The organism is Streptococcus sp. S5 (genome assembly GCF_034134805.1).
Classification (GTDB): Bacteria; Bacillota; Bacilli; order Lactobacillales; family Streptococcaceae; genus Streptococcus; species Streptococcus lingualis.
This window is the reverse complement of the sequence record NZ_CP139419.1, coordinates 1,713,020-1,725,413: the sequence shown is the minus strand read 5'-3', so window position 1 is coordinate 1,725,413 and position 12,394 is coordinate 1,713,020. Positions and strand designations below refer to the sequence as shown.

The following is a 12,394-nucleotide window of genomic DNA, read 5'->3' as shown; positions in this document are numbered from 1 at the left end:
ACTCTATTATATCATAAATTAGAATAATGAGGAAAAAATGAATACCATACTTGTTGCAGGTTATAAGAGTTTTGATGTGGGCGTCTTTTCCAATAAGGACCCTCGACTGACCATTATCAAAAAAGCCATTGAAAGAGATCTTCGTCGTTTATTTGAAGAAGGAGTGAAATGGCTAGTCTTTTCTGGTAATTTGGGATTTGAGGCTTGGGTACTAGAGGTCGCCTTTGCATTAAAAAATGATTACGATTTTCAAATGGCGACGATCTTCCTATTTGAGAATGTTGGCGAAAATTGGAATGAAAGCAATCAGGAATTATTAGCACGCTTCAAACAGGTGGATTTCGTGAAATATGCCTATCCCCACTATAGCAATCCGGGTCAACTAAAAGAATACAATCAGTTTTTGATAGATAATGCGGATGGAGCTTATGTTTTTTATGATCCAGAAAATGAAACCAATTTAAAATATCTTTACAAAATGATGTTAGAAAAAGAACCATTTTATGTCAAAGAATTAAGTTTTGATGACTTAAATGAACTTGCTGAAAATTTTTACGAAAACTAAGTGTTATACCTTGATTTTTCTTACCATTTTTTTATATAATTGAGATGATGAACTAGATTGGAGAGAGTAATGGCGAGTATTATTTTTACTGCGAAAGATATTTTTGATCAAGATTTCAAACGAGAAGTTCGTGGTTATAATAAAGATGAAGTAAATGAATTTTTGGATGATGTCATAAAAGACTATGAAACCTATGCTGCTTTGGTGAAGGAATTGCGTGAAGAAAACGCCCGCCTTCGTGAAGAACTTGCCCAAAAAGCACAGGAAACACCACAAACATCTCCGATTGCTAGCACTGCTACGCAAGAATACCCGCAAGTGACAACAGCGACGAACTTTGATATTCTCAAACGTCTCAATCGTTTGGAAAAAGAAGTTTTTGGGAAACAGATCGTAGATCGCGATTATTAATCCCATAGATTGTGCAATTTTTGGATAATCGCGTGAGAGAATCCTCTCATGAGGAAAGTCCATGCTAGCACAGGCTGTGATGCCTGTAGTGTTTGTGCTAGGTGAATCCATAAGCCTAGGGACTTGGTATTCAAGTTACGGCGAGTGAAGGAGCTAAGTCTAAGGATAAGCTCTAGTAACTCTGAAAGTGCCACAGTGACGTAGTTTTTAGGGAAACCTAAAAAGTGGAACGCGGTAAACCCCTCAAGCTAGCAACCCAAACTTTGGTCGGGGCATGGAATGCGTGGAAACGAACATAGCATTCTGACTGGAAACAGTAGACAGATGATTATCGAAGGAAATGGTACCTAGTCATTTCTGGAACAAAACATGGCTTATAGAAAATTGCATATAGGTTGATGAGGTGGAGAGAGATCTCAACCTCCTTTTTTAAAGTGATAGGAATAAGATGAAAAAACAATTTGAATTGATTGCAACGGCCTCTGCTGGCTTAGAGGCTGTTGTTGGTCGAGAACTACGCGATCTCGGCTACGATTGCCAGGTTGAAAATGGACGGGTTCGATTTCAAGGAGACCGTCGAGCAATCATAGAGACCAATCTCTGGTTGCGCGCGGCTGATCGAGTAAAAATTGTGGTTGGGACTTTTCCAGCCAAAACCTTCGAAGAACTCTTTCAAGGTGTCTTTGCTTTGGATTGGGAAAATTATTTGCCTTTAGGAGCACGTTTTCCCATTTCTAAGGCTAAATGTGTCAAATCAAAACTTCATAATGAACCTAGCGTTCAGGCCATTTCGAAAAAAGCAGTGGTTAAAAAGTTACAAAAACACTATGCCCGACCAGAAGGTGTTCCTCTCATGGAAAATGGGGCAGAGTTCAAGATCGAAGTATCGATCCTTAAAGATCAAGCCACTGTCATGATTGATACCACTGGTAGTAGCCTCTTCAAACGTGGTTATCGGACTGAAAAAGGGGGAGCCCCTATTAAGGAAAATATGGCAGCAGCAATTCTTCTGCTGTCAAACTGGTATCCAGATAAACCCTTGATTGACCCGACATGTGGTTCTGGAACGTTTTGTATTGAGGCGGCGATGATTGCGAGAAATATGGCACCTGGTTTACGTAGGACCTTTTCTTTTGAAGAATGGAACTGGATGGATGATCGCTTGATTCATGAAGTCCGTCAAGAAGCAAGCAGAAAAATCAATCGCGAGATCGAATTGGATATTATGGGAACTGATATCGATGCGCGGATGGTTGAGATTGCCAAAGAAAATGCCCAGAAAGCGGGCGTTAGCAGTGACATTACTTTTAAACAAATGCGAGTCCAAGATCTTCACTCAGATAAGATCAACGGGGTGATTATCTCCAATCCTCCATATGGAGAACGATTATCTGATGATGAAGGTGTGACGAAATTGTATACTGAAATGGGGCACGTATTTGCACCTCTCAAAACCTGGAGTAAATTTATCTTAACCAGTGATGAAGGTTTTGAATCTAAATTCGGTAGTAAAGCAGATAAAAAACGAAAACTTTATAACGGAACCCTAAAAGTTGATCTCTATCAATATTTTGGGGAACGAGTAAAACGGCAGATAAAGGCATAGAAAGGATTTTTATGACAGAGAAGGATAAAAAGCCATTAGAGCAAGAAACAGAATCAATTTTAGAGTTTGAAGATGCTAAAGAGATGACGATTGGGCAGGCCAATCGAAAGGCAGAAGAAATCGAAGCAGGTGTAACGGAAGGTGATAATGTCTTAGACAAATACATCAAACAACACCGAGCAGAAATTGAAGCGGAAAAATACGATACAAAGATCTTAGCTAAGGAAGAGTTGGCTAAAGCTGAAGAGGTGGCAGCTTCAGAAACAGTTGCCGAAGTAGCTGAAGCAGTGGAGGCACCGGAAGTAACGGAAACAGTCTTGGAACAAAGGCCTGAAATGGATGCTATCTCAACAGAATTACCTGCTAAGATTAAATTTGGACCTACACCAACTGAACCAATTGTAGAAGCAGAGGAGCTTCCTGAGGAAACACCAAGCAATGCGGGCAAACGAATCAAAGCAGTTCTATACTCTGCCTTAGGTCTAGCGATTGTCGGGTCGGCCATTTTTGTGACCTATAACTGGATGCACAGTCGTGGAAAATCTGGTGGTACAACTGTTGTATCGTCTTCATCTAGCAAGTCATCTTCTACTTCTAAATCAAGTAGCAGTGAAACACAGGCTCAAAAATTGGAAGAGTTTACCAAAGCCTACGATGCCTTTTTTGTAGATGAATCAAAAAGTGCTCTTAAAAATGATAAATTCGGAGACTTGGAAAATCTGAAGAAACTGCTGGACAAATTAGAAGGAAGCAGTGATTATAATGCGGCTAAAACAAAATATGAAGACCTTGTGAAGCAAGTTTCTGCTATTCAAAAAGTGAATTCTCAATTTAGTTCTCCAGTCATCAAAGATGGAGTTCTTGATGCAACTGCCAAAGCGAAAAGTGATGCGACCTTTGCAGAAACAAAGACAGGCAATGAAAAATTAGATAGCTTATTGAATGAGGCGGTTGCGCAAGGACGTTCACAACAAGTTGCGACACCGGCACCAGTGACAGGAACAGGTGGTACAGATTCTTCTAACGCAGCCCCAGCCCCAGCTCAAGCAGCAACGCCTACGGCCCCAGCTGTCAATGCTGCTACAGGTGGTGCAGGAACGGCAAGTCCAGGCTATTCAGGGTACGGTCTTCCAAGCGATGGTGTCCCACTTCAGCGGAACTTGAGTCGTGTGCCATATAACCAAGCAGCTATCAATGATGTCAATAACCCGGCCTGGGTATTTGGTGATGGTATCCTTGAAAAAGTATTGAATATTGCTCGTAAACGTGGACATATCACTGGCAATCAATACATTTTAGAGCGTGTCAATATCATTAACGGTAATGGCTATTACAACCTCTTCAAACCAGATGGAACCTATCTCTTTAGTATCAATGCCAAAACTGGTTATTTCGTAGGAAACGGAAAAGGTCATTCAGATGCTCTGGATTATTAATGCTTGATCAGACATCCCCTTTTTGGGAAAAATGACAATAAAAAAGAGAGTGGGACAGAAATCGGTAATTCGTTAGAATTCGATTTCGTCGTCCCACCTCCGCACAGTTGAGTAGGGCTGTAAAAGCTGATGAAATCAGCGTAGTAGAGCCCACTCAACCACTGCGTCTTGCTCGACAATCCAAAAATAATTGAGAGGCTAGGACTTTTGTCCCAGCCTCTTTTTCGTATTAAACAAGATGACGTTCAAATGGATCATCTGAGATTCCTTGATCTAGAATCAAGCGACACCATTCTTTGGCTGAGAAGAGGCTGTGATCCTTGTAATTTCCGCAAGACTCAATGGTTGTGCCTGGGACATCCTCCCAAGTGCTGATAGAAGCAATTTCTTCTAGAGAATCTTTAATCACTTTAGCAATTTCCGTACTTGAATGCTGTCCCCACATGATCATATGAAAACCGGTGCGACATCCAAATGGGGAACAATCAATCATTCCATCGATGCGTTTGCGAATAAGCATTGCAAGAAGGTGCTCGATCGTGTGGAGTCCTGCCGTTGGAATCGCATTTTCATTGGGTTGCACCAGACGAATATCGAAGTTAGAGATGATGTCTCCTTTGGGTCCAGTTTCCTCACCAATCAAGCGTACATAGGGAGCCTTCACAGCTGTGTGGTCCAATTCAAAACTTTCAACAATTACTTCTTTTGTCATACTCAAATCCTTCTTTGTTTTTCTTGATTATAGCATAAAAAAGCAGATTCAACAAAGTGGAAATAAATGAATGTCTCACAGATGTTCCATGAAAGAAAAGTCGATAAAAGAACAAGCGTTAAGCAAAAATATAAAAGGTTTTTCCTGTTTTTTTAGATTGTTAATTTTAGTAATTTATGGTAAAATGTAAAAGAATTTTTAATTCAACTAATTAAATAGATTTGGGGTAAAAGCATGAATTTTGTTATTACAGGTGTTTTTGCCGCGGTCATTGGTTTAGTCATTGGATATGTGGGAACTGCTCTTAAAATGAAAGCTTCAAAAGAAGCTGCGGAACTCACCCTTTTGAATGCTGAACAAGAAGCAACGAATTTACGTGGACAGGCTGAACGCGAAGCCGATTTGATTTTAAAAGAGGCGAAGCATGAGTCAAGTTCACTTAAAAAAGAAGCACTTTTGGAGGCAAAGGAAGAAGCCAGAAAATATCGTGAAGAGGTCGATGCTGAGTTTAAGTCAGAACGACAAGAATTGAAGCAATTAGAAAGCCGTTTGGCAGAACGTGCTAGCAATCTTGATCGCAAAGACGACATTTTAACAAGCAAAGAACAGTCTCTTGAACACAAAGAGCAAAGTCTTACAGATAGAACTAAACACATTGATGCGCGTGAACAACAGCTGGAAGAGCTTGAACACAAGAAAGTAGAAGAACTGGAACGTGTCGCTGCTCTAAGTCAAGGAGAAGCGCGTGACATTATTTTGAGTCAGACGGAAGAGCAACTTTCAAAAGAAATTGCCTCACGGATTCGTGATGCTGAATTGGAAGTGAAAGAACGTTCTGATAAAATCGCAAAAGACATTCTCGTGCAAGCTATGCAGCGAATGGCGGGTGATTTTGTTGCTGAGCAAACAAACTCAACCGTTCATTTGCCGGACGATAGTATGAAGGGTCGGATTATCGGTCGTGAAGGTCGCAATATTCGTACCTTTGAGAGTTTGACAGGTGTCGATGTGATTATTGATGATACGCCTGAAGTGGTGACCTTGTCAGGGTTTGATCCGATTCGTCGTGAAATCGCCCGTATGACAATGGAGAGCCTTCTCAAAGATGGTCGGATCCATCCAGCCCGTATCGAAGAGCTGGTTGAGAAGAACCGTCAGGAAATTGACAACCGGATTCGTGAATACGGTGAAGCAGCTGCCTATGAAATTGGTGCGCCAAACCTCCATCCAGATTTGATGAAAATCATGGGACGGTTGCAATTCCGTACTTCTTATGGTCAAAATGTTTTGCGTCACTCCATTGAAGTTGCCAAACTTTCTGGTATTATTGCTAGCGAGTTGGGTGAAAATGCTACCTTGGCACGACGTGCAGGATTCTTACATGATATCGGTAAAGCGATTGACCGTGAAGTGGAAGGAAGTCACGTTGAGATTGGAACTGAATTGGCACGGAAGTACAAGGAACACCCAGTGGTGGTCAATACCATTGCCAGTCACCATGGTGACGTGGAACCAGAAAGTGTCATCGCAGTCATTGTCGCTGCAGCGGATGCCTTGAGTGCAGCTCGACCTGGAGCACGAAGTGAGTCACTTGAAAGCTACATCAAACGCTTGCAAGATCTTGAAGAAATTGCAAATAGTTTTGAAGGAGTTAAGACAAGTTTCGCCCTTCAAGCGGGTCGTGAAATCCGTATTATGGTTAGTCCTGAGGCAATCAAGGATGATAAAGTGACGATCTTGGCTCATGATATTCGTGAGAAGATCGAGTCCAATCTTGAATATCCTGGAAACATTAAGGTTACCGTTATTCGAGAATTGCGTGCAGTCGATTACGCAAAATAAACGAAAAGCTTGAGATCTAGCATCTCAAGCTTTTTGAATGAAAAAATCAGTTGAAAATTAGGCTGATTTTTGTTACACTAGATAGAAAGACATTGAAGGAGAAATCATGGCGGATCGTGGCTTATTAATTGTATTTTCTGGCCCTTCAGGGGTTGGAAAAGGAACGGTCAGACGAGAAATTTTTGAAAACTCGGACAATCAGTTTCAGTATTCTGTATCGATGACGACGCGTGCACAACGTCCAGGTGAAGTGGATGGTATCGATTATTTTTTCCGTACACGTGAAGAATTTGAAGATTTGATCCGTCAAGGGCAAATGTTAGAGTATGCTGAGTACGTTGGAAATTACTATGGGACTCCTTTAACTTATGTGAATGAAACCTTGGACAAAGGAATTGATGTATTCCTTGAAATTGAAGTTCAAGGTGCGCTCCAAGTAAAGAAAAAAGTGCCAGATGCAGTTTTTATCTTCTTAACCCCGCCTGATTTGGATGAATTACAAGATCGATTAGTGGGACGCGGAACAGATAGTGCAGAAGTCATTGCGCAACGGATTGAAAAAGCAAAAGAAGAAATCGCCATGATGCGTGAATATGACTACGCAATTGTGAACGATGAAGTTCCTCTTGCTGCTCAACGTGTCAAACGTGTGATCGAAGCAGAACATTTCCGTGTAGACCGTGTCATTGGGCATTATCTGGATATGTTACCAAAAACACAAACTATTGTGAAGAGATAAATAATTAGAAATTAGGTATAGGAATATGATGTTAAAACCTTCTATTGATACATTGCTTGACAAAGTACCCTCAAAATACTCATTGGTCATACTTGAGGCAAAACGGGCCCACGAATTGGAAAGTGGTGCAGTGCCAACTCAAGAATTCCAATCGGTCAAATCAACATTACAAGCGCTTGAAGAAATCGAGTCAGGAAACGTAGTTGTTCACCCGGATCCAGAAGCAAAACGTGAAGCGCTTCGTCGTCGGATTGAAGCAGAGCGAATCCGCAAAGAAGAAGAAGAGCGCAAAATTAAGGAACAAATTGCCAAAGAAAAAGAAGATGGTGAAAAAATTTAAGGTTGGGGACTTCTCAATCTTATTTTTTGCTATTTAAAGGGTTCCGTGATAAAGTAAAGCTCATATGATAGAGGCTGGAGGTGAAAAAGTGATAGCAAAAGTCATCGTAGATGTTCCATTGATGCAGACGGATAAACCCTATTCCTATCAGATTCCATCAGAATTTGAAGATATGGTTGAGGCGGGAATGCGAGTTCATGTCCCCTTTGGTAAAGGGAATCGCCTCATTCAAGGGATTGTGGTAGACGTTGTAGAAGAGGCAGATACAAGCGAGGAATTGAAGGCGATTGGAGAGGTATTAGACTACACTCCTGTCTTAAATCAAGAGCAGTTCTGGTTGGCAGATCAATTGCGAAAAAGTGTCTTTTCCTACAAAATAACGATTTTAAAAGCCATGCTTCCCTCACTTCTTAATTCCAGTTATGACAAGATTTTGTATCCTCAACCATCTTTGGATCCAACTCTCAAAGTGAAACTTTTTGGTGAAAAAAATGAAGTTTCTTTTTCTTCTCTAGATGCGGCCGATCAAGCCCAAGTGATGCGGTTGGTCAGAAAAGGAGATTTGGTACTTGAATACAAGGCCAAGGATAAGAAACAAATTAAAACAGAAAAATGGTATCGCGTTAACCAGGAAGGATTAAAAGAACTTCAACTATCAGCGAGAGCTAAAAAAAGGCTAGCATTGAAAGAGCGCCTGTTACTAGAGCAAGGGGAGCAACCTTTAGCAGGATTGTATCAGGATTTTTCACGAGAAGTAGTGGCCTATTTTATTGATCAGGGTGTTTTAGAAATAACAGAACGAGAAGTGAATCGGGCGGCTGCATATTATGAAGGCAAAGGACAGACCCAGGCTCTGCTTTTAAATTCAGAGCAAGCAAAAGCTGTCGAAACAGTAGTTTCTCAAATTGGGAAAACATCAAAGCCTTTTTTATTAGAAGGTGTGACTGGAAGTGGGAAAACAGAAGTTTATCTGCAGATTATTCAGGAAGTTCTAAATAAGGGGAAAACGGCTATTATGTTGGTTCCTGAGATTTCCTTGACGCCACAGATGACGGATCGCTTTATCTCTCGTTTTGGCCAGGAAGTAGCGATTTTACACTCGGGCTTATCAAACGGTGAGAAGTATGATCAATGGCGAAAAGTTGAACGTGGTGAGGCCAAGGTAGTCGTTGGAGCGCGCTCAGCCATCTTTGCTCCTTTAAAAAACATCGGAGCCATTATCATTGATGAGGAGCATGAGGCTTCCTACAAACAAGATAGTAACCCACGCTACCACGCAAGGGAAGTCGCGGTCTTAAGAGCTCAGTACAATCAAGCAGTTTTGCTTCTTGGATCTGCTACACCAAGTTTAGAATCGCGGGCTCGTGCAACAAAAGGGGTTTATGAATTAATTCGTCTGACCCAACGGGCCAATCCGGCAGCCAAAATTCCAGAAGTTAAAGTCGTTGATTTTCGTGATTATATTGGCCAAAATGAAGCTGGTAACTTCACTCCGGTTCTAGTGGAAGCTATTGCTGATCGCTTGCAGAAAAAAGAGCAGGTTGTCTTGATGTTGAACCGCCGTGGTTATTCCAGTTTTGTCATGTGTCGCGAGTGTGGAACTGTAGATACTTGTCCCAATTGTGATATCTCACTGACCCTCCACATGGATACTAAAACCATGAACTGTCATTATTGTGGCTATAGCAAAGCGATTCCTCGACACTGTCCAAATTGCCAAAGTCCTTCCATTCGTTATTACGGGACAGGAACGCAAAAAGCCTATGATGAATTACAAGAGATCTTTCCTGAAGCTAAAATTTTGCGCATGGATGTGGATACCACTCGAAAAAAAGGGAGCCACGCAGCGATATTAGATGCTTTCGGGAATGGAGAAGCGGATATCTTGTTAGGGACGCAAATGATTGCGAAGGGCTTGGATTTTCCAAATGTGACGTTAGTGGGTGTCTTGAATGCAGATACTTCTTTAAATTTACCGGATTATCGATCCTCTGAGAGAACCTTTCAACTCTTGACTCAGGTGGCAGGAAGAGCCGGACGAGCAGAGAAAGAAGGAGAGGTTATCATTCAGAGCTACAACCCCAATCATTATGCGATTCGATTTGCCAAAGACCAAGATTATGAAGGCTTTTTTGCTTATGAAATGCAGATTCGACGGCAGTTAGGTTATACGCCTTATTACTTCACAGTTGGGTTAACCCTATCCCATAAGAGTGAGGAAATTGTGATGGAGAAGTCACATCAGGTTATGGAAATCCTCCGTTCTGGCTTATCCGATCAGGTCCAAATCTTAGGACCAACTCCTAAACCAATTGCACGCACACATAATTTGTATCATTATCAAATCATTGTGAAATATCGTTTTGAAGAAGGCATGACTCAGGTCTTGAATCAAATCTTAGAATTTACACAAGAAAGAGGCAACCAAGATCTCCGTGTCAGTATTGATAATGAACCTCAAAGCTTTATGTAAGGAAGAAAGAAATGACAAAATTAATTTTTATGGGAACGCCTGATTTTTCAGCGACGGTTTTAAAGGGATTGTTAGCAGATTCGCGCTATGAAATTTTGGCAGTTGTGACGCAACCAGACCGCAAAGTAGGTCGCAAAAAAGAGATTCGAATGACCCCGGTGAAGCAGGTAGCTTTAGAACATCGACTACCAGTTCTTCAGCCGGAGAAATTATCGGGTAGTCCAGAAATGGAAACGCTCTTATCACTAGATGCAGATGGAATTGTGACCGCTGCTTTTGGACAATTTTTACCGACAAAATTGTTGGAGAACTTCCAATTCGCGGTGAATGTCCACGCGTCTTTATTACCTAAATATAGAGGTGGAGCTCCCATTCACTATGCCCTGATCAATGGTGACGAAGAAGCTGGGGTTACAATTATGGAAATGGTCAAGGAAATGGATGCCGGAGACATGATTGCAGCTCGTTCTCTCCCAATTTTAGATGAGGACAATGTGGGAACTTTGTTTGAAAAATTGGCAGTCCTTGGACGTGACTTACTCCTAGATACTTTGCCAGCTTACCTAGCAGGGGAGATCAAGCCAAGTCCACAAGATCCAAGTTTGGTCACATTTTCACCGAATATTTTGCCGGAAGAAGAGGTTTTGGACTGGACCAAAACCAACCGCCAAGTCTTTAATCAGATTCGAGGGATGAATCCTTGGCCGGTCGCTCATACGTTATTAAATGGTCAACGCTTTAAAGTCTACGAAGCAGAGCTATGCAAAGGAAATGGAAATCCAGGAGAAGTGATTGGTTTGAGCAAAAAAGAGTTGGTGGTCGCTGCAGGAGAAGGAACGCTGTCCCTTAAAGTTGTGCAGCCAGCAGGAAAACCTAAAATGTCTATCACAGACTTTTTGAATGGAGCTGGCCGTCAATTGAAAGTAGGCGATCACTTTGGAAGTTAAACAAATGAATGCGCGTGAACAGATCGTTCGAGTGTTAGAAGAGGTTTTTGAACAGGGAGCTTATTCTAATATTGCACTAAATCAAGCGCTAGAACACTCTCAACTTTCAGGTAAAGATAGAAGCTTTGTTACGGAAGTTGTATACGGTACGGTAGCACGGAAGATAACACTCGAGTGGTATCTCGCCCACGTAATTGAAGACCGGACGAAATTAGATCCTTGGCTCTATTATCTTTTGATGATGAGTTTGTATCAACTTGTCTATTTAGACCGCATTCCCGATCATGCCATCGTCAATGAAGCTGTCCGGATAGCAAAACGTCGAAAAGAAGGCAGTGAGAAGTTTGTCAATGCTATTCTTAGAAAGCTCCTCCGCGAGGGACTACCAGCTATTGATACGATCAAGCGAAAGAACAAACGTTATTCGGTAGAGTATTCCCTACCTGTATGGTTGGTCAAAGCATTGATCGAAGAATACGGTGAAGAACGTGCTTGTGCTATTTTTAAAAGTCTTTATCAGCGTAATAAATCCAGTATTCGTGTCGTTGATCTGAGTGAAAAAGAAAAACTCGCTCAGGAGTTGGAAGCAAGTGCATCCCTCATTGCTTCTTCTGCCCTCGTGAAAGATCAGGGACATTTTGCGGCGCACTCCTTGTTTAAAGAGGGCCGGATCACCATTCAAGATGAATCTAGTCAATTGGTGGCACCGGCCTTGGATTTAAAAGGCGATGAATGGGTTTTAGATGCCTGTGCGGCGCCAGGTGGAAAGACGACTCACCTGGCTTCTTATCTCACAACTGGGAAAGTCACAGCCTTGGATCTCTATGACCATAAGCTCAAATTGATTCAAGAAAATGCTAATCGGCTCCATGTTGCGGACAAAATTTTGACAAAGAAGTTAGATGCGACAAAAGTCTTTGAAACATTTGGACCTGATGCTTTCGATAAAATTTTGGTGGATGCGCCTTGTTCAGGGATTGGTTTGATACGGAGAAAGCCTGATATCAAGTACAATAAAGAGAGTGCAGATTTTGTATCTTTACAAGCTATTCAATTGGCCATTCTGGATAGTGTTTGTCAAAGTGTGCGTAAAGGTGGTATAATAGTGTACAGTACGTGTACAATTATGGGCAAAGAGAATTTTGAAGTAGTGGACCAATTTTTGAAAGACCATCCAAATTTCGAACAAGTCCCATTGGGTCACGAAAGAAAAGATATTCTTAAAAATGATTGTATTCTTATTACACCCGAATTATATGGAAGCGACGGCTTCTTTATCAGTCGTTTTAAGAGAATCTCATAATATCAGGAGGAAACTGACAG

At 41.5% G+C, this 12,394-nt stretch carries 11 protein-coding genes and 1 other RNA gene; 11 read left to right on the top strand and 1 reads right to left on the bottom strand.

The genetic code is table 11. The annotated features are described in order from the left end of the window. The first annotated feature begins 37 nt into the window (after positions 1–37). From SM123_RS08355 to SM123_RS08335, 5 genes are all read left to right on the top strand, one after another. A complete protein-coding gene (locus tag SM123_RS08355; RefSeq protein WP_320909420.1) occupies positions 38–565 on the top strand; it encodes an SLOG family protein in 528 nt (175 codons plus the stop codon). A gap of 69 nt (positions 566–634) precedes the next feature. Further along, positions 635–976: a cell division regulator GpsB gene (gene gpsB, locus SM123_RS08350; RefSeq protein WP_049496141.1), complete on the top strand. Its 342-nt coding sequence runs from the start codon at positions 635–637 to the stop codon at positions 974–976. Between the two features lie 16 nt (positions 977–992). Further along, positions 993–1,358: RNase P RNA component class B (rnpB, locus tag SM123_RS08345), an RNA gene on the top strand. Between the two features lie 66 nt (positions 1,359–1,424). Next, positions 1,425–2,582, top strand: coding sequence for a THUMP domain-containing class I SAM-dependent RNA methyltransferase (locus SM123_RS08340; protein ID WP_320909419.1), 1,158 nt, complete (start codon positions 1,425–1,427; stop codon positions 2,580–2,582). Between the two features lie 11 nt (positions 2,583–2,593). Further along, positions 2,594–4,018, top strand: coding sequence for a cell division site-positioning protein MapZ family protein (locus SM123_RS08335; protein ID WP_320909418.1), 1,425 nt, complete (start codon positions 2,594–2,596; stop codon positions 4,016–4,018). 229 nt (positions 4,019–4,247) lie between these two features. Here the strand turns inward: SM123_RS08335 and SM123_RS08330 are convergent, their stop codons facing one another. Next, positions 4,248–4,730, bottom strand: a complete 483-nt coding sequence (locus SM123_RS08330; RefSeq protein ID WP_009732333.1) for an S-ribosylhomocysteine lyase — start codon at positions 4,728–4,730, stop codon at positions 4,248–4,250. Between the two features lie 234 nt (positions 4,731–4,964). Here SM123_RS08330 and SM123_RS08325 point away from each other — a divergent pair, with 234 nt between their 5' ends. The 6 genes from SM123_RS08325 to rsmB all read left to right on the top strand — a co-directional run bounded on the left by SM123_RS08325 (position 4,965) and on the right by rsmB (position 12,374). Further along, entirely contained in the window at positions 4,965–6,572 is a 1,608-nt protein-coding gene (locus SM123_RS08325) for a ribonuclease Y (RefSeq protein WP_049492366.1), read from the top strand. A 106-nt stretch (positions 6,573–6,678) separates the two neighbouring features. Continuing rightward, positions 6,679–7,311: a guanylate kinase gene (gene gmk, locus SM123_RS08320; RefSeq protein ID WP_049516131.1), complete on the top strand. Its 633-nt coding sequence runs from the start codon at positions 6,679–6,681 to the stop codon at positions 7,309–7,311. A gap of 25 nt (positions 7,312–7,336) precedes the next feature. Further along, entirely contained in the window at positions 7,337–7,651 is a 315-nt protein-coding gene (rpoZ, locus tag SM123_RS08315; RefSeq protein WP_003010339.1) for a DNA-directed RNA polymerase subunit omega, read from the top strand. Between the two features lie 64 nt (positions 7,652–7,715). After that, positions 7,716–10,124: a primosomal protein N' gene (locus SM123_RS08310; protein WP_129299751.1), complete on the top strand. Its 2,409-nt coding sequence runs from the start codon at positions 7,716–7,718 to the stop codon at positions 10,122–10,124. 11 nt (positions 10,125–10,135) lie between these two features. Beyond that, a complete protein-coding gene (gene fmt, locus SM123_RS08305; protein ID WP_049483471.1) occupies positions 10,136–11,071 on the top strand; it encodes a methionyl-tRNA formyltransferase in 936 nt (311 codons plus the stop codon). Next, entirely contained in the window at positions 11,061–12,374 is a 1,314-nt protein-coding gene (rsmB, locus tag SM123_RS08300; RefSeq protein ID WP_320909416.1) for a 16S rRNA (cytosine(967)-C(5))-methyltransferase RsmB, read from the top strand. Before fmt ends, rsmB begins: the two co-directional genes overlap by 11 nt. Positions 12,375–12,394: the final 20 nt, after the last annotated feature.